We start from the raw sequence: 24487 nt of genomic DNA on the forward strand, positions 1-24487 counted from the left end.
ATTCCCCCGTGTCAGCTGTCCTCTCGTTATTGCGCAGTCGCTTGCTCCGGCCTGTATTCATTGCCCTTGGTATCGCCCTTTTGGTGCAGGTGCTGGTTGCCGTTGCTCTTACCCGGAGCACGGTCACCGCCCTTGAGGCTGATCTGGATAAGCGCCTGGGTGTAGATTCGCAACACTTGTCCGCCGAACTGGAGCAGGCAAGTCGTGAAGTAACTTCCAGCCTGGATACATTGGCCACCAATACCCGCCAGCGCCTGAGCGTCGGCCTTGCCGCACGTCTGAAAGATGAGCAGGCGCAATTACGCGGCACGCTGGAAAAGGATCTTCAGGATTCGGCAACGGATATGGCTGAGCTGTTAGCGGCGGTTGCTCCTCGGGCAATGTGGGATAACGATACGCCCACGCTGTCGGAATTTGCCCGTCGTGCCCAGCGCAACCCCAACGTTCTGTTTGTCGTGTATGACGATGCGACGGGCGAGCACCTCACGCGCTATCTGAATCGCGAAAACCCGCTGATCAAAGCCTTGCTGGCCAAAGGCGAAGGCGAGCGGGCCATGGATAAAGTGCTGAGCGCGGCGAAGAACGATGCGTCGGTGTACTACGTCGAAGCCTCCATCAGCCCCAATGGCGTGGAAATCGGCAAGGTGCGCATGGGCGTGTCCACCGCTACGGTTGAAGAGAATCTCGTCGCGCTGGACAAGCGTTTCGCAACTTTGATTACCAGCGGCGAGCAGTTGGTGTCTGACAGCCTGGGTAGCGCCGCCAAGGAAAGCTCGGCGGCGCTGCGCACTCGTCTGGGTTCGGCGCAAGTCGCGGCCTCGGCCATGAGTGCCAATACCACTTCGGCGGTTCAAGAGGCGGCGGAGACCCTGCGCTGGCGGATCGGCATGGGCCTGGCGTTGGTCGGCCTTGGCGTATTGCTGCTGCTGGCCGTGGTGCTCGGTCGTCGGGTCGTCAGCAAACTGCTGCTGCTGATTGCGGCGCTGGATGATCTGGCGGCGGGCGAGGGCGATCTCACCAAGCGCGTCAAACTCGACAGCAACGACGAAATCGGCGACATGGCGGCGGCGGTCAACCGCTTCGTTGCCAAATTGCAGCCGATTGTGCGCGAGGCGGGCGATGTGGCGCAGCGCACGGGCGTGGAAATCAACGCCATGAGCCTGCGCAATGCTGGCGCTGATGCGGCGGCTGAGTTGCAGCGCGACGAAGTGGCGGCAAGTTTGAAGGCCCTCGCGCAAATGGCCGACGAAGCGCAATCGGAAAGTCATGCGATGCAGGCCGCGCTGAAGCAGGTGGTGGATATTCGCCAGGCCACCGACGAAAACACCCGCACGTCCAATCAGGTCGGCGGTTTGATTGAAGCGCTGGCGGGGCAAGTGGACACCGGCGCGAAAGTCATTGAGCGCCTGGCCCAGCAGAGTCAACAGATCGAAGTGGTGCTGACGGTGATCCACGGTATCGCCGAACAAACCAATCTACTGGCATTGAACGCAGCCATCGAAGCGGCTCGTGCGGGTGAGACCGGGCGAGGTTTTGCGGTGGTTGCCGATGAAGTGCGGGCATTGGCCAGCAAGACGCAAAGCTCGACCGGTGACATTCAAGAGCACATCGTTGCCTTGCAACGCGGAGCCAAGGAAGCGGTCGCGGCGATTGGTGTGGCGGGGCGTCAGGCCAAGGAAGGGCTCGCCGTCTTGCGTGACAGCGCGAAGTCGCAACAGATCGTGCAGGAGTCGGTGGAGCAGGTGCATGCGGCGATAGGTCTGGCCACTCAGGCAGCGGCGCATCAGGCCGAAGGCGCACAAGCGGTGCACGGGCGTGTGGAAGTGATTCACGCCCAGGCCCAGCGCGCGGCTCAGGTCGTGGTGGAAACCACGGCGAGCGGCAAGGTGCTCGACAAGCTGGCAGCGCAGTTGAAGGCGAGCCTGGGGCAGTTCCGGGCTTAAGTGCCATGACTCCCGTAGGACCGGCTTTAGCCGGGAGGACGCTCTCCCGGCTAAAGCCGGTCCTACGGAGAAGCGAACCCCAGAAAGCACAAAACCGAGCACTGGGCTCGGTTTTGTTTGAATTGGTGCCCAGAAGAAGACTCGAACTTCCACGACCTTGCGGTCACCAGCACCTGAAGCTGGCGTGTCTACCAATTTCACCATCTGGGCAGTATGTGGAGAAGCGAACCCCAGAAAGCACAAAACCGAGCACTGGGCTCGGTTTTGTTTGAATTGGTGCCCAGAAGAAGACTCGAACTTCCACGACCTTGCGGTCACCAGCACCTGAAGCTGGCGTGTCTACCAATTTCACCATCTGGGCAGTATCAACAACAATGTTCGCCGTTGATGGGGCGCACTATACGGAGGGTGTTTTAATCTGTAAACCCCTGTTTTGGTTTTAATAAATGCTTTTCGCGCTTCTGGAAACAAAACAGGGAGCCAGAACGTTAAAATGCAAAAACCCGCTTTCGCGGGTTTTTGTGAGGCTCAGACGATTGCTGTAATCTCTGACTCTGAATTGGTGCCCAGAAGAAGACTCGAACTTCCACGACCTTGCGGTCACCAGCACCTGAAGCTGGCGTGTCTACCAATTTCACCATCTGGGCAGTACCGAATACGTCACCGTATCGATGGCGCGCACTATACGGAGCAGGGTTTTAACTGTAAAGCCCCTGTTGTCGAAAATCCCTTAAAAAATCTGCAGGTGGCGTTTTTTACCCTCTGACAGTAGCTTTCTAGCGCTGTCTGAGTCTGAAATTTCCCGTTTCAATACGCGTATGCCAAACTAACCGCATATAGACAAGGTGAAAACTCTCTAATGGCCGATTGGCAGTCCCTCGATCCCGAGGCCGCTCGTGAAGCGGAAAAATATGAAAACCCTATTCCCAGCCGTGAGCTGATTCTCAAGCATCTCTCCGACCGCGGTTCGCCCGCGAGTCGCGAGCAGCTGGTAGAAGAATTCGGTCTCACCACTGAAGATCAGTTCGAAGCCCTGCGCCGCCGCTTGCGCGCCATGGAGCGCGATGCGCAATTGATCTACACCCGCCGTGGCACGTATGCGCCAGTGGACAAGCTGGATCTGATCCTGGGTCGCATCAGTGGTCACCGTGATGGCTTTGGCTTCCTGATCCCTGATGATGGCACTGATGACCTGTTCATGAGCCCGGCGCAAATGCGCCTGGTATTCGATGGCGACCGTGCCCTTGCGCGGGTATCGGGTCTGGATCGTCGCGGCCGCCGCGAAGGTGTGATCGTCGAAGTCATTTCCCGTGCTCATGAAACCGTGGTGGGTCGCTATTTCGAAGAAAGCGGCATCGGCTTCGTGATTCCGGACAACCCGAAGATCCAGCAGGAAGTGCTGGTCACGCCGGGGCGCAACAACAACGCCCAGATCGGTCAGTTCGTCGAAGTGAAGATCACTCACTGGCCGACGCCGCGCTTCCAGCCGCAAGGTGACATTGTTGAAGTGGTGGGCAATTACATGGCGCCCGGCATGGAAATCGATGTCGCGCTGCGCACCTACGATATTCCCCATGTCTGGCCTGAAGCTGTCCTCAAGGAAGCGGCCAAGCTCAAGCCGGAAGTCGAAGAAAAAGACAAAGAGAATCGCGTCGACCTGCGCCATCTGCCGTTCGTCACCATTGACGGCGAAGATGCGCGCGACTTCGACGATGCGGTCTTCTGCGAAGCCAAACCGGGCAAGCTGCGCTTGTTCTCCGGTGGCTGGAAGCTGTACGTGGCCATCGCCGATGTGTCGAGCTACGTGAAGATCGGTTCGGCGCTGGATGCAGAATCGCAAGTGCGCGGCAACTCGGTGTATTTCCCCGAGCGCGTCGTGCCGATGCTGCCTGAGCAATTGTCTAACGGCCTGTGCTCGCTGAATCCGCATGTTGATCGTCTGGCCATGGTCTGCGAAATGACCATCTCCAAGACGGGCGAGATGACTGACTACGTGTTCTACGAAGCGGTCATTCACTCCCACGCGCGCCTGACCTACAACAAAGTCAGTTCGATGCTGGAGCAGCCGAAAACCACCGAAGCGCGTCAGCTGCGTGGCGAATACCCTGATGTGTTGCCGCACCTCAAGCAGCTGTATGCGCTGTACAAGGTATTGCTGGCGGCGCGCCATGTCCGGGGTGCGATTGATTTCGAAACCCAGGAAACCCGGATCATCTTCGGCACCGAGCGCAAGATCGCCGAGATTCGTCCGACGACCCGCAACGATGCTCACAAACTGATTGAAGAGTGCATGCTGGCCGCCAACGTGGCCACCGCCGAGTTCCTCAAGAAGCACGAGATTCCTGCGCTGTATCGCGTCCACGATGGTCCGCCGCCGGAGCGTCTGGAAAAACTTCGCGCCTTCCTGGGTGAATTGGGTCTGTCGCTGCACAAAGGCAAGGACGGCCCTTCGCCGAAGGATTATCAGGCGTTGCTGGAAACCGTTCGCGGGCGTCCGGACTATCACCTGATCCAGACCGTCATGCTGCGTTCCCTGAGCCAGGCGGTTTACAGCTCGGACAACCACGGGCACTTCGGTCTGAATTACGAGGCGTACACGCACTTCACCTCGCCGATCCGTCGTTATCCCGATTTGCTCACGCACCGCGCAATCCGCAGCGTGATCCGCTCCAAGCAAGACACGCCACACGTGCGTCGTGCCGGTGCGATGACTATTCCGAAGGCGCGTATCTATCCGTACGACGAAGCCGCGCTGGAACAGTTGGGCGAACAATGCTCGATGAGCGAGCGTCGTGCCGACGAAGCGACCCGCGACGTCGTGAACTGGCTCAAGTGCGAGTTCATGAAGGATCGCGTCGGTGAATCGTTCCCAGGCGTGATCACTGCGGTGACAGGCTTCGGTCTGTTTGTCGAACTGACCGATATCTACGTTGAAGGTCTGGTGCACGTTACGGCGCTGCCGGGCGATTACTATCACTTCGACCCTGTGCATCACCGCCTGGCGGGCGAGCGCACCGGTCGTAGCTTCCGTCTGGGCGATACCGTTGAAGTGCGGGTCATGCGCGTCGATCTTGACGAGCGCAAGATCGACTTCGAAATGGCCGAGAAAACGATTGCTGCGCCGATTGGCCGCAAGCGTCGCGGTGGTCATGAAACCACGCCAGCGCCTGTTGAAAAGCAGTCCGCCGCTCCGTCCAAAGCGCCGAGCAAGCGTCCTGCCAAGGCAAAAGCCAAGGCTGAGCCCGAAGCTTATCGCCCGAGCGATGCTGCCGCGAAAAACGCCGAAGTGCGCAAAAGTCGTGAATTGAAGCAAGCCTTGTTGGCGGAAGCGAAAGGCGGTAGCAAGGCACCGTCGGGAAAGTCGAGTAACTCGGGCTCTGCCTCGAGTGGCTCTGCTCCAGGTGGTTCCGGCAAGCCCGCAAAATCCGGTAAACACCGTAAAGGCCCGCCAAAAGCGGGTTCTGCTCCCGCTGCGAAAAGCGGCGGAGTGCGTAAACCTAAGGCCAAGTCATGAGTCAGCTGGAAAAAATCTACGGCGTGCATGCCGTAGAAGCGTTGTTGCGTCATCACCCCAAGCGAGTCAAGCAAGTCTGGCTGGCAGAAGGTCGCAACGATCCTCGTGTTCAGGTTCTGCTGGAGCTGGCGAATCAGAATCGGGTGTCGGTCGGTCAGGCCGAGCGGCGCGAAATGGACGTCTGGGTCGAAGGCGTGCATCAGGGCGTTGTCGCTGAAGTCAGTCCGAGCCAGGTCTGGGGCGAAGCGATGCTCGACGAGCTGCTGGACCGCACCGAAGGCGCACCGCTGATTCTGGTACTGGATGGCGTGACTGATCCGCACAACCTTGGCGCTTGCCTGCGTACTGCCGATGCGGCCGGTGCGCTGGCGGTTCTGGTGCCAAAGGACAAGTCGGCAACCTTGACGCCGGTCGTGCGAAAAGTCGCCTGCGGCGCGGCGGAAGTGATTCCTCTGGTCGCCGTCACCAACCTGGCCCGCACCCTGGAAAAACTCCAGCAGCGCGGGCTCTGGGTTGTCGGTACGGCGGGGGAGGCTGAGCAGGAGTTGTATCAGCAGGATCTCACCGGTCCGACCATCCTGATCATGGGTGCCGAAGGCAAAGGCATGCGCCGCCTGACCCGCGAACACTGCGATTATCTGGTACGTCTGCCGATGGCGGGCAGCGTCAGCAGCCTGAACGTTTCGGTGGCGACCGGCGTTTGCCTGTTCGAAGCGATGCGTCAGCGCAGCGTCAAAAAAGCAGCCGCTTCGCAGAAGTGACGAGCGTCAAGCTGCAAGCTAAACACGATCAGCTTGTAGCTTAAAGCTTGCAGCTTACAGCCGGCTTCCCTACAATTGCGCCCCTTGCTGTCACGGCAGGCGCTCATGTGCCTGACCCTGGGCGAGACTAACAGTGTCATTCACTCCTTGTCTGACCGCTTTTGAGGCGGCAGGCTACAACCCGTAAGGAGCATTCATGCGTCATTACGAAATCATCTTTTTGGTCCACCCGGATCAAAGCGAGCAAGTCGGCGGCATGGTTGAGCGTTATACCAAGCTGATCGAAGAAGACGGCGGCAAAATCCACCGTCTGGAAGATTGGGGCCGTCGTCAACTGGCCTATGCAATCAACAATGTTCACAAGGCTCACTACGTGATGCTGAACGTTGAATGCACCGGTAAGGCCTTGGCTGAACTGGAAGACAACTTCCGTTACAACGATGCCGTGATCCGTAACCTGGTCATCCGTCGCGACGAAGCCGTAACTGGTCAGTCCGAGATGCTCAAGGCCGAAGAAAACCGCAGCGAGCGCCGTGAGCGTCGTGACCGTCCTGAGCACTCCGACAGCGCCGATGGCGATGACGGTGACAACAGCGACGCCAGCGATAACGCTGACGAGTAATCCACGGACCTTTTGAGGAGCCAATTACATGGCACGTTTCTTCCGTCGTCGTAAATTCTGCCGCTTCACCGCTGAAGACGTGAAGGAGATCGATTACAAAGATCTCAACACGCTGAAAGCATACGTATCCGAGACCGGCAAAATCGTTCCAAGCCGTATCACTGGTACAAAAGCACGTTATCAGCGTCAGCTGGCCACCGCTATCAAGCGTGCCCGCTTCCTGGCCCTGCTGGCCTACACCGACAGCCACGGCCGCTGAGACCGGGCAGTCGACATAAGTAGTAAGGGATAGACGCATGCGCGCCATGGCTGAATTCATCATGCGCGGCCGCGTGCAGGCCACTCTCGTAGTGGTCGGTTGTGCGGCATTGCCGTTGTTGTTCTGGTTGAGTGCTGCTGCAGGTTGCCTTGTGCTCCTGCGGCGCGGGTTCAGAGACGCGTTTGGCGTCCTGGGCTGGGCTCTGCTGCCGGCCTTGGTCTGGTGGTATCTCGGTGAACCTCGCACCTTCATGGTGTTGGCAGGTTCGCTGGGGTTGGCGATGGTTCTTCGCGCCAGCGAGTCCTGGGTTCGCACGCTGCTGGCCAGCGTGGCACTGGGTCTGTTGTATGCAGTGATTCTGGGCGCGGTTTTCCGCGAACCCATCGAGGCGATGTCGCAGGAGTTGCAGAAACACCTGCCGGCGATGCTCTCGGGTCTCTACGATCAGATGTCCGTAGAAGAGCGAGCGCGCCTGGGATCATTGATTGCACCGGTCCTGAACGGCCTGATAGCGGCCTTGTTGCAAATCGTCAGTGTGCTGAGCCTGATTCTTGGGCGCTACTGGCAAGCGTTGTTGTACAACCCTGGAGGTTTCGGGCGCGAGTTTCGCGCTGTGAGACTCCCGCTGGTATCAGCGTTGATGCTGCTGGTGTGCATGCTTGTAGGACCGAATTTCGGTTCGCAGGCGGCGATGTTGACACCGTTGTGCAGCGTACCGCTGGTATTCGCCGGGCTGGCCCTGATGCACGGGTTGGTGGCTGAAAAGCGACTGGCCAAATTCTGGCTGGTGGGGATGTACATAACGCTGCTGGTGTTCATGCAGCTGATCTATCCGTTGCTGGTGTTGTTAGCCATTGTCGACAGCCTGATTGATTTTCGCGGACGCCTGGCGTCGAAAGACGCCGGTAATGGCCCTGCGAACGGTGAAGGTTAAAAGTTAAGAGGATTTTCACATGCAACTGATCCTTCTGGAAAAAGTCGCCAACCTGGGCAACCTGGGCGACAAAGTGAATGTTAAGGCCGGTTACGGTCGTAACTATCTGCTGCCATACGGTAAAGCTACCGCCGCGACCGCTGCCAACATTGCAGCGTTCGAAGAGCGTCGTGCCGAGCTGGAAAAACTGGCTGCAGACAAAAAAGCTTCTGCCGAAACTCGCGCTGCCCAACTGGCTGAGCTGGAAGTGACTATCACTGCCACCGCCGGTGACGAAGGCAAGCTGTTCGGTTCGATCGGCACCCACGACATCGCTGATGCACTGACCGCCTCTGGCGTTGAAGTTGCAAAAAGCGAAGTTCGTCTGCCGAACGGCACTATCCGCAACGTTGGCGAATTCGACGTAGCCGTGCACCTGCACAGCGACGTAGAAGCAACCGTACGCGTTGTTGTGGTAGCTGCTTAAGCAGTACGTGATCATCTGGCGACTTGCTCGCTAGAGGATTAACATCGGGCACGACCTGTTTTCAGGTCGTGCCCTTTGTCTTTCTGTACCCTGGTTTTTTCACAACCCCTGATTCTGAGTGGTCATGAACGATATCTCCGCACCTGAGCAATACGATCTGCAAACCGCCGCCCTGAAGGTGCCGCCGCATTCCATCGAAGCCGAACAGGCTGTGCTCGGTGGCTTGATGCTGGACAACAACGCCTGGGAACGCGTGCTCGATCAAGTATCGGATGGCGATTTCTACCGACATGACCACCGTTTGATCTTCCGGGCCATCGCGCGCCTGGCCGATCAGAACATGCCCATCGACGTGGTTACCCTCGCCGAACAGCTGGACAAGGAAGGTCAGACTTCCCAGGTCGGCGGGCTGGGTTACCTCAGTGAACTGGCGAAAAATATCCCGTCGGTCGCCAACATCAAGGCGTATGCCCAGATCGTTCGCGAGCGGGCGACCTTGCGCCAGCTGATCAGCATCAGCACTGAAATCGCCGACAGCGCCTTCAACCCTGAAGGCCGTAATGCCGCCGAGATCCTCGACGAAGCCGAGCGGCAGATCTTCCAGATCGCCGAAGCACGGCCGAAGACGGGCGGTCCGGTCAGCGTTACCGACCTGTTGACCAAGGCCATCGACCGCATCGATACCCTGTTTAACACCGATAACGCCATCACTGGCCTGTCCACCGGTTACACCGACCTGGACGGCATGACCAGTGGCCTGCAGCCGTCCGACCTGGTGATCGTCGCCGGTCGACCGTCGATGGGTAAGACCACCTTCGCCATGAACCTGGTGGAAAACGCGGTGCTGCGCAGCGACAAGGCGGTGCTGGTTTACTCGCTGGAGATGCCAGGTGAATCGCTGATCATGCGTATGCTTTCGTCGCTCGGCCGCATTGACCAGACCAAGGTCCGCGCCGGTCGTCTGGAAGACGATGATTGGCCGCGCCTGACGTCGGCGGTCAACCTGCTCAATGATCGCAAATTGTTCATCGACGATACGGCAGGCATCAGCCCTTCGGAAATGCGCGCGCGGACTCGCCGACTGGTGCGTGAGCACGGCGACATTGCGTTGATCATGATCGACTACCTGCAATTGATGCAGATCCCGGGTTCCGGCGGCGATAACCGCACCAACGAGATTTCCGAGATTTCCCGCTCGTTGAAAGCCCTGGCCAAGGAATTCAACTGCCCGGTGGTTGCGCTCTCGCAGCTCAACCGTTCCCTGGAGCAACGCCCGAACAAACGCCCGATCAACTCCGACTTGCGCGAATCCGGAGCGATCGAGCAGGATGCGGACGTCATCATGTTCGTGTACCGGGACGAGGTCTATCACCCGGAAACCGAGCACAAAGGCATTGCCGAAATCATCATCGGCAAGCAGCGTAACGGTCCGATCGGCACCACGCGCCTCGCGTTCATCGGCAAATACACACGCTTCGAAAACCTCGCGCCGGGCAGCTATAACTTCGACGACGAGTAGTGGGAGCATTCGGAGGTAACGACGGCCGCGAAAGCGTTGTATCAGACACATCGCAATCGCAGGCCTCGTAACCTCGTCAAGCTCCCACGGGGGCAATTTGCCGCGTGCACCCAAATCCGACCACCACCGTCGGACTTGATCAAAATTTGTGCTATATTCCGCGACCGCGATTTTTACCAACGCGAATCGCCTTCCTGCACACCAAAACCGGTCATCGACATGCAAGCAGCCAAGCCGTTATTTGACTATCCCAAGTACTGGGCCGAATGTTTCGGGCCTGCGCCTTTCCTGCCGATGAGCCGGGAAGAAATGGATCAACTTGGCTGGGATTCCTGCGACATCATCATCGTCACCGGTGATGCGTACGTGGATCACCCGTCTTTTGGCATGGCGATCATTGGCCGGCTGCTGGAGTCGCAAGGCTTCCGCGTCGGGATCATCGCCCAGCCGAACTGGCAGTCCAAAGACGACTTCATGAAGCTCGGCGAGCCGAATCTGTTCTTCGGCGTCGCTGCGGGCAACATGGACTCGATGATCAACCGTTACACTGCGGACAAGAAAATCCGTTCCGACGACGCTTATACGCCGGGCGGCATGGCCGGCAAGCGTCCGGACCGCGCGAGCCTGGTCTACAGCCAGCGCTGCAAGGAAGCCTACAAGCATGTGCCGATCGTGCTCGGCGGCATCGAGGCTTCGCTGCGCCGCATCGCGCATTACGATTACTGGCAGGACAAGGTTCGCAACTCGATCCTGATCGACGCCTGCGCCGACATCCTGCTTTACGGCAACGCCGAGCGGGCCATTGTCGAAGTCGCCCAGCGCTTGTCCTACGGGCACAAGATCGAAGACATCACCGATGTGCGCGGCACCGCGTTCATTCGTCGTGACACACCCAAAGACTGGTACGAAGTGGACTCCACGCGTATTGATCGTCCGGGCAAGGTCGACAAGATCATCAACCCGTACGTCAACACCCAGGACACCCAGGCCTGCGCCATCGAGCAGGAAAAGGGTCCGGTTGAAGATCCGAACGAAGCCAAGGTCGTACAGATCCTGGCCAGCCCGCGCATGACCCGCGACAAGACCGTCATTCGTTTGCCGTCCATGGAAAAAGTCCGGGCCGACTCGGTGCTCTATGCCCACGCCAACCGGGTGTTGCACCTTGAAACCAATCCGGGCAACGCTCGCGCACTGGTGCAAAAGCATGGCGAAGTCGACGTGTGGTTCAACCCGCCACCGATTCCGATGACCACTGAAGAAATGGATTACGTGTTCGGCATGCCTTACGCACGTGTCCCGCATCCTGTTTACGGCAAGGAAAAGATTCCGGCCTACGACATGATTCGCTTCTCGGTGAACATCATGCGCGGCTGCTTCGGCGGCTGTACCTTCTGCTCGATCACCGAGCACGAAGGCCGCATCATTCAGAACCGTTCCGAAGAGTCGATCATTCGCGAAATCGAAGAAATTCGCGACAAGGTTCCAGGTTTTACCGGCGTTATTTCCGATCTGGGTGGACCGACCGCGAACATGTATCGCATCGCCTGCAAGAGTCCGGAAATCGAATCCGCGTGCCGCAAGCCGTCCTGCGTGTTCCCTGGCATCTGCCCGAACCTGAACACCGATCACTCGGCGCTGATCCAGCTGTACCGCAGCGCCCGTGCGTTGCCGGGTGTGAAGAAAATCCTGATCGCTTCCGGCCTGCGCTACGACCTCGCGGTCGAGTCGCCGGAATACGTCAAGGAACTGGTGACCCACCACGTCGGTGGCTACCTGAAGATCGCCCCGGAACACACCGAGGAAGGTCCGCTCAACCAGATGATGAAGCCGGGCATTGGCAGCTATGACAAGTTCAAGCGCATGTTCGAGAAGTACACCAAGGAAGCGGGCAAGGAGCAGTACCTGATTCCTTACTTCATCGCGGCCCACCCGGGCACCACCGATGAAGACATGATGAACCTCGCCTTGTGGCTCAAGGGCAACGGTTTCCGCGCCGATCAGGTGCAGGCGTTCTATCCGTCGCCAATGGCGACCGCGACCGCCATGTATCACTCGGGCAAGAACCCGCTGCGCAAAGTGACCTACAAGAGCGACGCAGTGACCATCGTCAAGAGCGAGGATCAGCGTCGCTTGCACAAGGCGTTCCTGCGCTATCACGACCCGAAAGGCTGGCCGACACTGCGCGAAGCATTGATCCGCATGGGCCGTGCCGACCTGATCGGTTCGGGTAAGGATCAGCTGATTCCAGCCCATCAGCCGGCCACTGACGGCTATCAGAGCGCACGTCGCAAGAACTCGACGCCAGCGGGTAGCCATAAAGTCGCCAGCGCTAAAGCGCCGAAAACCACGCTGATCCAGACCCAGCACACCGGCCTGCCGCCGCGCGCCAGTGACGGCAGCAAGCCGTGGGACAAGCGCGAAGAAGCCAAGGCCGCGGCGATGGTCCGTAACAAGCAGGCAGCCAAGGATCGCGTTGACGCGGCCAAGGGCAAAGGCCCGAAACCGCCGAAGCGCAAGCCAGCCGTTCCGCGCTGATACTGTTTGCCTGAAACGCATAACGCCAACCTCCGGGTTGGCGTTGTGCATTTCAGCGTTCTGATTTTTATGTCCTGACGACGATGGGTCAGTAACCACGGACAAAGAAACAGGACATTTCATACACGACGTCTGCACTCTTCCAGCATCCAGCAAGGCGATGAATCCCTACGCTCGTTTTCTTCATTGAAAGCGCGAGTGCTGCCAGCAGCCCAAGTCAGGGAGAGTCGCCGTGGTCATCATCAACAGCCATAACAATCCAGTGAGAACTCAGCCGGTTGCCACCAGTGCGGGGATTAATCCTCAGGCCCCGGCATCCGCGAATGCTGAAAAACAACCGGCCAGTCAAACCCCTTCCGACAGCTCTGTTTCACTGCTGGCCCGCCAGCTCGGTGCGTCGGCGACGCAGGCGCAGATAAGGGATGCAGCGCTCGACCCACAATCCCTTGGCCAGAAAGCGTCGCAGGTTTTAACCGAGCTATCGGGTCGCGTCGGCGGCCCAGACAGTGGCGCGTTTGAGGGGATGCCTCGGGATCAACTGGCGCTGATTACCTATGCCGAGCACGGGGAGTTCACTGTTGAAGAGCGCGTGTCAGCCTGGCAGGAAACCGCCAGACAGGAACAGCTCTGGCGCCAGAGTGCGGCGACGCGGGCGTTGGACGAGTACAGCTCGACGGGCAAAATGACCGGACTCCTCGGCGAGGCGCTTGCTCACTTCAAGTCGCTCCCGGTTATCGAGCAGGCTCAGTATCCGACCGGTTATGCGGATGATCTCTTGAGCAAAATCGACCTTGATTCAAGCGATGCGCCAATCACGCAACTTCGCGCGGCCAGCCCGATGGAGATTGTCCGAGGACTGCTTCCTGAAACGGGGTTTTCCAGGTTGTCCAACACGCATGAGCCAGCGGCCGATGCCCGTGGCCGCCAGATAATGCTGGATCGCTTGTACGGCGGGCGTGAGTCGCCAGTCATGGACGGCGCGGAAGGTATGTTGTTCAAGAATGTCGGTCGTAGCAGCCTGGAGTACCTCACGAAACAGGATAGGCAACTGCTTTCTGATATATATGCCTATGTTCGGGATAAAAACGTTGATATGACTTACGTTGATACCCTCGCTGGGGATCTTGGCGACTACAGGCAGTGTGATAATGGCCGTATTGTGGGGACGTTCAATAGTGGCCATCAATATAACAGTCAAGGTTGGCAATTGAGCGTCGATTTTACTGAAAAGGACTCTGCCACCGCATCCCGAATGCTGCAAGGCTCAGCAATAGCCAGTACTCGACTCGACCAAGGGTTCATGAGATACATGCTGGATCCGGGGCACGCACTGGGTAGTTGGGTAGATTTCGATTTTCTGGAGCATGTCGTGACAAGGTTTTCCGCTGAGGCCCATACGGCTACTTCTCTGGACAATCAGTTTTCTACTTATGTATGGAAAAATAATAATTACGTAATGACAACGTCGAGTACGGTAAGAATTCAACGACCCGACCCGGATTTCATCACTGAAAATGGAGTGAGGCGCCTCACCGAAAAGGGGCGAGCCCTTGGTTATACGTTGGAAGAATTTACCGGAGCGGCGGTTCGCCCACACCTTGAACTAGTGCGAGCCAAAAGCGGAGTGGAGATACTACGACAATGGTTCGGCAATGAGCGCAATCCCGGATTATCGGGCCGGCTTGTCAGCCTGTGGGAGCGGCTTGGAAAAATGTAGGGCGGGCATTCATTCTTTGTCGGTAAGGGCTCAAGAGTTTTTATCAGGCATACATATGTATGTCGTACCGCTCAAACGCTTGATTAAGCTGCGGGTCATCAACCACAAAAATAAGGAATGACCCATGAAAAAAACACTAGCAATCACTATTGCTCTTCTATCCGCTAATAGCTTTGCTGCCGATAACATCATTACTAAGTCCGCAGCGCCGACTCGAATTGTAGTTGCCAAAGCAGGTACTGGTTTGGGGCAGTTTCCATTAATGAGTTTTGACTTTCCAGGCTCACATCGTTTTGCTCCGAAGAAGCTCAAGGGCGTCAGTTGGAGGACGACCTATTATCCTGACAATCTGAATGAAACAGTTCAGCTTTGCTACACCAAACCTGCTGGGTCTGGTTATGATGATTGTCGTAAGATTTCACCGAACTCTTCGGGTGATATGGACGATTTCAATCAATATAGTTTTGACAGAGATGCGAGATTCACGTTTCGACATATGGTCAAAGGCGGAAAAAACCAGGGTGCTCCCGCAGGTAAAGACTCAATTGTCATTCACTACAGTTATTAACAGGCGGCGTAAGCTGTATGAGATTTTCGCTCCCACCGGATCCGTACAGACTGTGTGAAAACTACTGCGCTCGGCAATACTGCGTTAAAAACAGGCGAAAAATGCTCATTTAGAACACCTAGACTCCGCTTTTCCGCCTGTTTTTGCCTTGTCTTGCCTTCGCTCGTGACGTTTTCACACAGTCTGCGTAGGACCGGATTTATCCGGGAGTGCGCCTGGACAGACGTCAGATCTGCGGCGCCTGGCAAATTTCTCGCGAATGAATTCGCGCCTACGGGTCGCTTCCGGTCTGCCACACTTGAAAAATTCACTCCGCCCGCTCTTTTTCTGTGCAACGCTTGCACCGCAGGGCAGGGGGAGCGCTTTAATGGTGCTTTGGTCTGCCGTTGTCTCGCGCAACCGCCGTATTTGCCCGGATGGCATAAGTCTTGCGCGGTTGCATTACCGTCCAGGCTCGCAGGAGGCACGCCGTGTCGATTCATATTGCCTTGCACCACGTCACGCATTACCGCTACGACCGAGCGGTGGAACTGGGGCCGCAGATTGTTCGCCTGCGTCCGGCCGCTCACAGTCGCACCCGGGTTTTGTCCTATTCCCTGAAAGTCTTGCCTGAAAACCACTTCATCAACTGGCAGCAAGACCCTCAAGGCAACTATCTGGCGCGTCTGGTGTTCCCGGAGAAGACCCGCGAGTTGCGGGTCGAGGTTGATCTGGTCGCCGAAATGGCGGTGTTCAATCCGTTCGACTTTTTCCTGGAGCCTTACGCCGAGAAGATCCCGTTCTTCTACGCCAGCGACGAGCAGCGCGAACTCGCGCCCTATCTGGAAACGCTGCCGCTGACGCCGAGGTTTGCCGCGTATCTGGCGAGTATCGACCGCACGCCGTTGCCCGCCATCGACTTTCTGGTGGGCCTGAACCAGCGCCTGAGCCAGGACATCGATTACCTGATTCGCATGGAACCCGGCGTGCAAACTCCGGAGTTCACCCTTGAAAACGCGTCCGGCTCCTGCCGCGACTCGGCGTGGTTGCTGGTGCAATTGCTGCGTCATCTGGGCATGGCGGCGCGTTTTGTCTCGGGTTACCTGATCCAGCTCAAGGCCGACGTCGAAGCCCTCGACGGGCCGTCCGGCACCGATGTGGATTTCACCGACCTGCACGCCTGGTGCGAGGTGTATTTGCCCGGCGCCGGTTGGGTCGGGCTCGATGCCACGTCCGGGCTGTTTGCCGGTGAAGGCCATATTCCGTTGGCCTGCAGCCCGGAGCCTTCGTCCGCTGCGCCGATCAGCGGCCTGGTCGAACCGTGCGAAACCGAATTCATGCACGAAATGTCCGTGGAGCGCATCTGGGAAGCGCCGCGCGTCACCAAGCCCTATAGCGAAGAGCAATGGCTGGCGATTCAAGCCCTCGGGCGGCAGATCGACAGCGATCTGGTCCGCGATGACGTGCGCCTGACCATGGGCGGCGAGCCGACGTTCGTGTCCATCGATGACCGCGACGGTGATGAATGGAACACCGCAGCGTTGGGTCCGAAAAAGCGTGAACTGTCCGCCGAGCTGTTCCAGCGCATGCGCAAACATTACGCGCCGCTGGGCATCGTGCATTTTGGTCAGGGCAAATGGTATCCGGGCGAGCAATTGCCGCGCTGGTCGCTGAACTGCTTCTGGCGCAAGGACGGTCAGCCGGTCTGGCACAACAACGCCTTGATCGCCGATGAAAATCAGGATTACGGCGCGACCGGCGAGCTGGCTGGCCGGTTTCTCGCCAGCGTCGCCGAACGCCTGAAGCTGCCGGCACGCTTCGTGTTCCCGGCCTACGAAGACAATTTCTATTACCTGTGGCGTGAAGGCGCGCTGCCGGTCAACGTCAGTGCCGAGGATTCGCGGCTCGGCGATGAGCTGGAGCGTGCGCGCCTGCGCAAAGTCTTCGCTCAGGGCCTGGACAAAATCATTGGCCAGGTGCTGCCGTTGGCGCGCAATGCTGCCGGGGATCGCTGGCAGAGCGGTCGCTGGTACCTGCGCGACAACCATTGTCGGCTGGTGCCGGGTGATTCCGCGCTGGGTTATCGGTTGCCGCTGGCGTCCCAACCTTGGGTCAAGGCGGCGGAATATCCGTTTATCCATCCCACTGACCACAACCAGGATTTTCTTGAGTTGCCGGGCAGCGCGCAGATTCAGTCGCAACTGAGCGGCTTGATCGAGCAGCCGGACGCTAACGCCGAACGCATGCCGAAGATTGACGAGTCTGCCGATTGGCTGACCCGCACCGCGCTGTGCGCCGAAGCGCGGGACGGACGGCTGTACGTGTTCATGCCGCCGCTTGAGGCGCTTGAGGATTATCTGGAGCTGGTCGCTGCGGTCGAAGCGAGCGCCGAGGAACTGCGTTGCCCGGTTTTACTTGAAGGCTACGAGCCGCCGAGCGATCCGCGTCTGGCCAATTTCCGGATTACACCAGATCCGGGCGTCATCGAAGTCAACGTGCAGCCGTCCGCCACTTGGGATGAGCTGGTCGAGCGCACCGAGTTTCTCTACGAGCAAGCGCGTCTGACGCGCCTGACCACCGAGAAATTCATGATCGACGGACGTCACACCGGCACCGGTGGCGGCAACCACTTCGTCATGGGCGGCGCCACACCAGCCGACTCGCCATTCCTGCGGCGCCCGGATGTGCTGCGCAGCCTGCTCAGCTACTGGCATAACCACCCTTCGCTGTCTTACCTGTTTTCCGGGTTGTTCATTGGCCCGACGTCTCAGGCGCCACGGGTCGACGAAGCGCGCAACGATTCGCTGTACGAGATGGAAATCGCATTCGCGCAGATGCCGAAACCGGGCGAAGAAGTCGCGCCGTGGCTGGTGGATCGCCTGCTGCGTAACCTGCTGATCGACGTTACTGGCAACACGCACCGCGCCGAATTCTGCGTCGACAAACTGTATTCCCCCGATGGCGCAACCGGCCGCCTGGGATTGCTGGAACTGCGCGCCTTCGAAATGCCGCCCCATGCGCGCATGAGCCTGGCTCAGCAATTGCTGTTGCGCGCCCTGGTTGCGCGGTTCTGGCGTGAGCCTTATGCACCGGCCAAGCTGGCGCGCTGGGGCACGCAGCTGCATGACCGCTTCATGCTGCCGCACTTTATCGAGCAGGATTTTGCCGACGTCATTGTCGAGCTCAACAGTGCGGGTTATCCGCTGCGCGCTGAATGGTTCGCCGCGCATCTGGAGTTCCGTTTCCCGAAAGTCGGTGATTACGCGGTGAGCGGCATCGAGCTGGAGCTGCGTCAGGCGCTGGAGCCTTGGCATGTGCTGGGTGAAGAAGGTGCGGCGGGTGGCGCGGTGCGTTATGTGGATTCGTCCCTTGAGCGCTTGCAGGTGAAAATCAATGGCCTGCCACCACAGCGTTACCTGCTGACCTGCAATGGCATTCCGGTGCCGTTGCAGCCAACCGGTCGCGTCGGTGAGTTCGTCGCCGGCGTGCGTTATCGCGCCTGGCAACCGGCCAATTGCCTGCAACCGACCATTCCAGTCCACGCGCCGCTGGTTTTTGACCTGGTTGATACATGGATGCAGCGCTCACTGGGCGGCTGCGAGTATCATGTCGCGCATCCTGGTGGTCGCAACTACGAAACTTTGCCGGTCAACGCCAACGAAGCGGAAAGCCGGCGCCTGGCGCGATTCTTCAGGATCGGCCACACCCCCGGCAAACTGGAAGTGCCGCTGCTGACCATCAATGACGAGTTGCCCATGACGCTGGATATGCGTCTGCACTAAAAAGTGTTAATGCCCGCGCGGTAACCTGCCGATGACTTGGTCGTCGGCATGTTGCGTGCCTGCACTAATCTGAATTCTTTAGTCTCTGCCGAGCCTTCCATGCCTGATTTGCTTGACCGCTACCCGCTTTCTGCGGGTACTTATCATGAAATGCTTGAGCCCGACGGGGCTGTTCGCCCGCATTGGCAGCGTTTATATGAGCATCTGCAACGCAGCACTCCGGCGCAACTGGTTCAGCGTCAGGCGCTGCTGGCTCGGCAAATCCAGGAAAACGGCGTCACCTACAACGTCTACGCCGATCCCAAGGGCGCTGACCGGCCGTGGGAGCTGGACCTGCTGCCGCATCTGATCCCCGCTGATGAATGGCAACACGTCGCCGCCGGCATCGCCCAGCGAGCGCGACTGCTTAATGCGGTGCTGGCTGATCTTTACGGCCCGCAAACCCTGATCGCCAACGGCCTGCTGCCTGCCGAGCTGGTGTTCGGCCATAACAATTTTCTCTGGCCCTGCCAGGGCGTACAGCCGCCGGAAGGCATCTTTCTGCATATGTACGCCGTGGACCTGGCGCGTACGCCGGATGGCCGCTGGTGGGTGACCGCCGACCGGACCCAGGCGCCGTCGGGTGCCGGTTATGCGCTGGAAAACCGCCAGATCGTTTCCAGGGCGTTCCCGGAAACCTACCGCGACTTGCAGGTTCAGCACCTGTCGGGATTCTTCCGCGCCTTGCAGGACACCCTTGCCCGGCAGGCGCCGTCCAGCAGCGAAGCGCCGCTGGTCGTGGTGCTGACGCCTGGCCGTTTCAACGAAAGCTATTTCGAGCATTTGTATCTGGCGCGCCAGCTGGGTTATCCGCTGGTCGAAGGCGGCGACCTCACGGTGCGCGATGCCACGGTTTATCTGAAAACCCTGAGTGGTTTGCGGCGGGTCCACGCGATCATGCGCCGCCTGGACGATGACTTCTGCGATCCACTGGAGTTGCGCACCGATTCGGCGCTGGGCGTGCCCGGCTTGCTCGAAGCGGTTCGTCAGGGCCGGGTCTTGGTGGCCAACGCGCTGGGCAGCGGCGTGCTGGAATCGCCAGGGCTGTTGGGTTTTCTGCCGAAGATCTGTCAGCACCTGTTTGGCGAAGAACTGATTTTGCCTTCAGTGGCGACCTGGTGGTGCGGCGAACCGCCGGTGCTGGCTCAGGCGCTGGAAAAAATGCCCGAGCTGTTGATCAAACCGGCGTTTCCTTCACAAAGCTTCGCGCCGGTATTCGGTCGCGATCTGACCGAAGAACAGCGCGCGGCGTTGGCGCTGCGTATGCAGGCGCGTCCTTACGCTTACGTGGCTCAGGAATTGGCCCAGTTGTCCCACGCGCCGATCTGGCAGCCGGACGGCGAACACCTGCAACCGCGCGCTATCGGCATGCGCGTCTACGCCGTGGCCAGCGCCGAGGGTTATCGCGTGTTGCCGGGTGGCCTGACCCGTGTCGCGGCCGAGGCCGACGCCGATGTGGTGTCGATGCAACGGGGTGGCGCGAGCAAGGACACGTGGGTGCTGGGCGACCGCTCCAACGGCGGCGAGCCCTGGAAGAGCCAGCGCACCCTTGGCGTGCATGACCTGATTCGTCGCGATCCTTATCTGCCGTCGCGGGTGGTGGAAAACCTGTTCTGGTTCGGTCGCTATTGCGAGCGTTGTGACGACAGCGCGCGATTGCTGCGCATTATTCTCGCGCGCTACGTCGACGGCGACGATCCGGTGGCCCTTGAGGCTGCTGTGGCGCTGGGCGAAAGCCTTGGCCTGCTGCCCGACGAAGAAGAGGGCGGCGAGCTGCACGAACGCTTGCTGGCTGCCTTGCTGGGCGACGACTGGCCATTCAGCCTGCGTTCCAACCTGCAACGCTTGCAGTGGGCCGCTTCGCAAGTGCGTGGCAAGCTTTCCCGGGAAAACTGGCAGGCGCTGGTGGAGCTGCAACGCGAAGCCATGAGCCTGGAAAGCGAGGAGCCGGATTTAGGCGAGCTGCTGGATTTCCTCAACCGTCTGGTGATGTCCCTGGCGGCGTTGTCCGGCTTTGCGCTGGATGACATGACCCGTGACGAAGGCTGGCGCTTCCTGATGATGGGCCGGCGTATCGAACGCTTGAAGTTTCTCAGCAACAGCCTGGCGGCGTTCCTGCGCGGTGTCGCGGTCTCCGATCAGGCCGGGCTGGAGTGGTTGCTGGAGCTGGGCAACAGCAGCATCACGTACCGCTCGCGCTATCTGGCCGTGCCGCAGTTGATTCCGGTGCTTGACCTGCTGCTGCTCGACGACCAGAACCCCCACGCCGTGTTGTTCCAGCTCAAGCTGGTCTCGCGCTCATTGAATCGCTTGAACGAAGACTTCGGCGCGCCACGGGATGCGAGCCTTGGCACCTTGGTGCGGCGTCTGTCGAGTTTCGATCTGGGCACGCTGGAGAATCCATTGTTCGGCGAAAGCAGCGTGCAAGCGGTACTCGAAGGGCTGGCCGATCTGCTGTTAAGCATCGGCGAGGCCAGCGGGCAAGTGTCGGATCGACTGGCCCTGCGCCATTTCGCCCATGTCGATGATGTCAGCCAGCGCACGGTGTCCGTCTGATGAGCGCCCATTACCAGATCCTCCACGATACGCATTACAAGTACGACAGCCCGGTTTCCCTGGCTCAGCAGCTTGCGCATCTGTGGCCGCGCCGCAGCCCGTGGCAGCGCTGCACTGAACAGCAATTGCTGATCAGCCCGATTCCTACGGTGCGTCGCGACGAACTCGATGTGTTCGGCAATCCGCTGACCCGCCTGGCGTTCGAGCGGCCCCACGATGAGTTGCAAGTCAACGCACGTTTGCGCGTGGAAGTGCTGCAACGGCCGCATCTGGATTTCCATCAGTCGCCCGCCTGGGACCTGACCCGCAACGGCATGACCTACAACGCCAAGCCGATGTCGGCGGACATTCTCGAAGCCTGTCGTTATCGCTTCGAATCGCCTTACGTGCACCTCAAGCAGTCGTTCGCGGATTTCTCCGCCGTGTGTTTCCCGCTGGGCGCGCCGTTGATGCTGTGCGTACAGGCCTTGATGGAGAAAATCTTCCGCGAATTCACTTTCGACGACGAAGCCACTCAAGTTGCGACGCCGCTGGTGGAAGTGCTGGAAAGCCGTCGCGGCGTCTGTCAGGACTTCGCCCACTTGATGCTCGCGTGCCTGCGTTCACGAGGATTGTCGGCGCGCTACGTGAGTGGTTACTTGCTGACCCAGCCGCCGCCGGGCCAGCCACGCTTGATCGGCGCGGATGCGTCCCACGCGTGGGTGTCAGTGTTTTGTCCGGTGCTGGGCTGGGTCGACTTCGATCCGACCAACAACGTGCAGCCGGCGTTGGAGCACATCAGTCTGGCGTGGGGGAGAGATTTTTCCGATGTGTCGCCGTTGCGCGGGGTCATTCTGGGCGGCGGCGTCCATGACCCGGAAGTGCGGGTGACGGTAATGCCAATCAGCGGTTGAGGTCAGGCGGGGAAGTGGGGCGCCTGGGTCTGCCGCGTTGGCGGCAGACTAAGGCCTGGCGTGTTCGAATGAACATGCCGGTGGTGATCAGTTGGCAGGCTTGTCGTCAGCAGTGTTTTCAGCAACGGTCTGCTCGGACTCCGGCGCTTCGTCGGCAGGCTCCTGGCCTTCAACGGTTTCGCCTTCAGCGCCAGTTTCGGCCAGAGCAGCGTTCTTCTTCTGCAGCTTTTCCTCTTTCTTCTGCTCTTTTGCCAGATCTCTCTGACGTTTGGCGAAGGAATAGTTAGGTTTAGCCATGGGCGATCCTCTGTTTAGGCGGGAAATGCCGCCATTCTGCCTGAGAACGGCAGCCGGCACACGGCGTTGTGCATCCGGCGGTCCAAAGTGCGCCGCCAGCGGGGCCACAAATCGTGTTTTTTGCTGTTCAAAGCAGCTCGGCAGGGGAGTGCGCAATGCAGCCGCCACTGGCGCCACACGCATAAGCGGCGAAGACACTATAAAACAGACTCGAAAGTAGCATGGCGATTTGCTCCTGCAAAAGTAACGATGGGCCATGCTCGCTCGTTTTTAAGAGCCTGACTGTTAGATTGTCTCCATCAGGCCGATAGGTGGCGTCTGGACATGAGTCTCGCCTGACGCAGATCATTGGAACTTGGTGTTATATAAGGCAATCTTTACAGAAATAAACAGAACACCCTGCCTTGGAGATTCACCATGATTCGCAAGCTTGTTGCTGCCTCGCTGTTGACCCTGGTTAGTGGCCATCTATTGGCGGCCGAATGCAGCGTTACCGTCGACTCTACCGACCAGATGTCCTTCAACACCAAAGCCATCGAAATCGACAAAAGCTGCAAGACCTTCACCGTCAACCTCGAACACTCCGGCAGCTTGCCGAAAGCCGTCATGGGTCATAACTGGGTGTTGAGCAAAGACGCTGACGCACAGCCAATCGCCACCGACGGCCTGAGCGCTGGCATCGACAAGAACTATCTGAAGGAAGGCGACGCTCGCGTGATCGCGCATACCAAAGTGATTGGCGCTGGCGAGAAAGACTCGGTGACCTTCGACGTCTCCAAGCTGGACGCGGCTGAAAAGTACCAGTTTTTCTGCTCGTTCCCAGGCCACATCAGCATGATGAAAGGTTCTGTGACGCTTAAGTAACCGCGTTCGGAACGAAAAAACCCGGCAATTGCCGGGTTTTTTGCGATCTGTAGGAACGGCTTCAGCCGGGAGGGCGAATTCATTCCAGTCTAGAGTTGTTTCGACTCAGTCATCTTGAAGATGCCCTGGGCATTGCTGCTGTCGAAATTCAGGTCGATGCGGCCCGTATCCGGGTCGGTCTTGCGCTGAATGAATTCCACGAATGATCCCGGCACCTGGTGCTCCTGCAAGCGGCCATCGGCATCGATCAGGCCGCGTTTGACCGTGCACGCGCGGTAAGCGGTCTGCATCACGCGCCCGGACGTCGAGACTTCGATAGTGGCTTTCATCGGGCGATCGATGCGGTGTTGTTCAGCAACCACCGCCTCCAGGTCCACCACGCGATCGGTCAAGTGATTGAAGCTGTTGCCCTCGGTGGCAATCCAGGCCATTTCCGCGCTTTCGCTGAGCAATTGCTGGTAGTCGGAGTGCTGTACGACGCCGTGTTGGCGGTCGAACGCCTGATACAGCGCCGGTAACAGTTCGCCAGCTTCCTGCAGACTGCAATGGCGGGTCAGGCGCAGGCGCTGGAGGATGCTCAGGTGTTGGGCTTGCAGCGGGTCGCGACTGGAGCTGATCACGCGGGTCACGGCGCTCTGGAAGGTTTCGCTGAAGCGGCCGGGGTGCAGTTCGGAGACGAAGAATTGCGCGATGTCTTCCGGCAGGTCTTGCTGGCGATAGGCCCAGCCGGTCATGTTGAGTTTGGTCAGCGGATAAGTGCGCACATCGGTGAAGCCCAGCGGCTCCAGCAAGCGCGCGAAGGCTTGGCGGCCGCGAGGCAATTCGCCGTTTTCCGGCCAGTCCACGGTACGAATGGCGCCGTGATCGAACACCACTTTGCGGCCTTGCTCGACTTGCTCGTCCACATATTGGCGACCGGCCGGCACCGCTTCCACCAGCTTGTGCAGCAGGCACAGATTCAGCGCTTCGGCCAGCCAGGCGCGATGCAGCGCCGCTTCATGCCAGGCAAAGGCGTGCAGACCTTGGGGGACTTCAACGTGGCGTTCAAGCCAATCGGCGGCGGGTTGGCCAACAGTGCGAGCGACGAGCGAGAAGAGACCTTCGAACGAGGACATGGGGGCGGCTCTGACGGTGAAAGTTAGGCCGCTATCTAAGCCCCAATGCCCGAACCCGACAAGCGAAAAAAAACGCCGGGGTCATTCCGTTTTCTATTGCTGGAGAAGCGCTGTACGCGCGATC

17 protein-coding genes and 3 tRNA genes are annotated in these 24487 nt (G+C 59.1%); 15 read left to right on the forward strand and 5 right to left on the reverse strand.

The window, feature by feature from the left end:
• The first annotated feature begins 8 nt into the window (after nucleotides 1–8).
• A complete protein-coding gene (locus tag CFII64_RS25020) occupies nucleotides 9–1943 on the forward strand; it encodes a methyl-accepting chemotaxis protein (protein WP_020293660.1) in 1935 nt (644 codons plus the stop codon).
• Nucleotides 1944–2066: 123 nt separating this feature from the next.
• On the opposite strand, the gene CFII64_RS25025 is transcribed toward CFII64_RS25020, so the two are convergent.
• The 3 genes from CFII64_RS25025 to CFII64_RS25035 form a co-directional block, all read right to left on the reverse strand.
• Nucleotides 2067–2153, reverse strand: a tRNA-Leu gene (locus CFII64_RS25025).
• Nucleotides 2154–2217: 64 nt separating this feature from the next.
• A tRNA-Leu gene (locus CFII64_RS25030) sits at nucleotides 2218–2304 on the reverse strand.
• 199 nt (nucleotides 2305–2503) lie between these two features.
• A tRNA-Leu gene (locus tag CFII64_RS25035) sits at nucleotides 2504–2590 on the reverse strand.
• Nucleotides 2591–2802: 212 nt separating this feature from the next.
• Here CFII64_RS25035 and rnr point away from each other — a divergent pair.
• The 13 genes from rnr (at nucleotide 2803) to CFII64_RS25100 (ending at nucleotide 22087) form a co-directional block, all read left to right on the forward strand.
• Nucleotides 2803–5457, forward strand: coding sequence for a ribonuclease R (rnr, locus tag CFII64_RS25040; RefSeq protein WP_020293661.1), 2655 nt, complete (start codon nucleotides 2803–2805; stop codon nucleotides 5455–5457).
• Nucleotides 5454–6218 (forward strand): 23S rRNA (guanosine(2251)-2'-O)-methyltransferase RlmB, encoded by a 765-nt coding sequence (rlmB, locus tag CFII64_RS25045; RefSeq protein WP_020293662.1) that lies wholly within the window; start codon nucleotides 5454–5456, stop codon nucleotides 6216–6218. Before rnr ends, rlmB begins: the two co-directional genes overlap by 4 nt.
• Before the next feature lie 196 nt (nucleotides 6219–6414).
• Nucleotides 6415–6840, forward strand: coding sequence for a 30S ribosomal protein S6 (gene rpsF / locus CFII64_RS25050; protein ID WP_020293663.1), 426 nt, complete (start codon nucleotides 6415–6417; stop codon nucleotides 6838–6840).
• Between the two features lie 28 nt (nucleotides 6841–6868).
• Nucleotides 6869–7099 (forward strand): 30S ribosomal protein S18, encoded by a 231-nt coding sequence (gene rpsR, locus CFII64_RS25055; RefSeq protein ID WP_002551829.1) that lies wholly within the window; start codon nucleotides 6869–6871, stop codon nucleotides 7097–7099.
• Nucleotides 7100–7136: 37 nt separating this feature from the next.
• Complete coding sequence (locus CFII64_RS25060) at nucleotides 7137–8033, forward strand: hypothetical protein (protein WP_020293664.1); 897 nt, start codon at nucleotides 7137–7139, stop codon at nucleotides 8031–8033.
• A 19-nt stretch (nucleotides 8034–8052) separates the two neighbouring features.
• The gene (gene rplI / locus CFII64_RS25065; protein WP_020293665.1) at nucleotides 8053–8499 is read left to right on the forward strand and encodes a 50S ribosomal protein L9; all 447 of its coding nucleotides are present in this window, start codon (nucleotides 8053–8055) and stop codon (nucleotides 8497–8499) included.
• A gap of 124 nt (nucleotides 8500–8623) precedes the next feature.
• Nucleotides 8624–10018 (forward strand): replicative DNA helicase, encoded by a 1395-nt coding sequence (gene dnaB, locus CFII64_RS25070; protein WP_020293666.1) that lies wholly within the window; start codon nucleotides 8624–8626, stop codon nucleotides 10016–10018.
• A gap of 219 nt (nucleotides 10019–10237) precedes the next feature.
• Complete coding sequence (locus tag CFII64_RS25075) at nucleotides 10238–12553, forward strand: YgiQ family radical SAM protein (protein WP_020293667.1); 2316 nt, start codon at nucleotides 10238–10240, stop codon at nucleotides 12551–12553.
• A 232-nt stretch (nucleotides 12554–12785) separates the two neighbouring features.
• On the forward strand, nucleotides 12786–14270 hold the full coding sequence (locus CFII64_RS29075; protein WP_020293668.1) for a hypothetical protein: 1485 nt from the start codon (nucleotides 12786–12788) through the stop codon (nucleotides 14268–14270).
• A gap of 124 nt (nucleotides 14271–14394) precedes the next feature.
• A complete protein-coding gene (locus CFII64_RS25085; RefSeq protein ID WP_044901653.1) occupies nucleotides 14395–14838 on the forward strand; it encodes a hypothetical protein in 444 nt (147 codons plus the stop codon).
• 470 nt (nucleotides 14839–15308) lie between these two features.
• Entirely contained in the window at nucleotides 15309–18599 is a 3291-nt protein-coding gene (locus CFII64_RS25090) for a DUF2126 domain-containing protein (RefSeq protein WP_020293669.1), read from the forward strand.
• A gap of 99 nt (nucleotides 18600–18698) precedes the next feature.
• Nucleotides 18699–21194 carry a circularly permuted type 2 ATP-grasp protein gene (locus CFII64_RS25095; RefSeq protein WP_020293670.1) on the forward strand — a complete coding sequence of 832 codons (2496 nt, stop codon included), beginning with the start codon at nucleotides 18699–18701 and terminating at the stop codon, nucleotides 21192–21194.
• The gene (locus CFII64_RS25100) at nucleotides 21194–22087 is read left to right on the forward strand and encodes a transglutaminase family protein (RefSeq protein WP_020293671.1); all 894 of its coding nucleotides are present in this window, start codon (nucleotides 21194–21196) and stop codon (nucleotides 22085–22087) included. The genes CFII64_RS25095 and CFII64_RS25100 overlap by 1 nt, the downstream gene beginning before the upstream one ends.
• A gap of 87 nt (nucleotides 22088–22174) precedes the next feature.
• Here CFII64_RS25100 and CFII64_RS25105 read toward each other — a convergent pair whose 3' ends face one another.
• Nucleotides 22175–22384: a hypothetical protein gene (locus tag CFII64_RS25105; protein ID WP_020293672.1), complete on the reverse strand. Its 210-nt coding sequence runs from the start codon at nucleotides 22382–22384 to the stop codon at nucleotides 22175–22177.
• Between the two features lie 417 nt (nucleotides 22385–22801).
• Here CFII64_RS25105 and azu point away from each other — a divergent pair, with 417 nt between their 5' ends.
• A complete protein-coding gene (azu, locus tag CFII64_RS25110) occupies nucleotides 22802–23248 on the forward strand; it encodes an azurin (protein ID WP_020293673.1) in 447 nt (148 codons plus the stop codon).
• An 89-nt stretch (nucleotides 23249–23337) separates the two neighbouring features.
• On the opposite strand, the gene CFII64_RS25115 is transcribed toward azu, so the two are convergent.
• Nucleotides 23338–24363, reverse strand: coding sequence for a DUF1338 domain-containing protein (locus CFII64_RS25115; RefSeq protein ID WP_020293674.1), 1026 nt, complete (start codon nucleotides 24361–24363; stop codon nucleotides 23338–23340).
• Between the last annotated feature and the right edge of the window lie 124 nt (nucleotides 24364–24487).

Origin of the sequence: Pseudomonas sp. CFII64 (assembly GCF_000416235.1) — a bacterium.
GTDB lineage: Bacteria > Pseudomonadota > Gammaproteobacteria > Pseudomonadales > Pseudomonadaceae > Aquipseudomonas.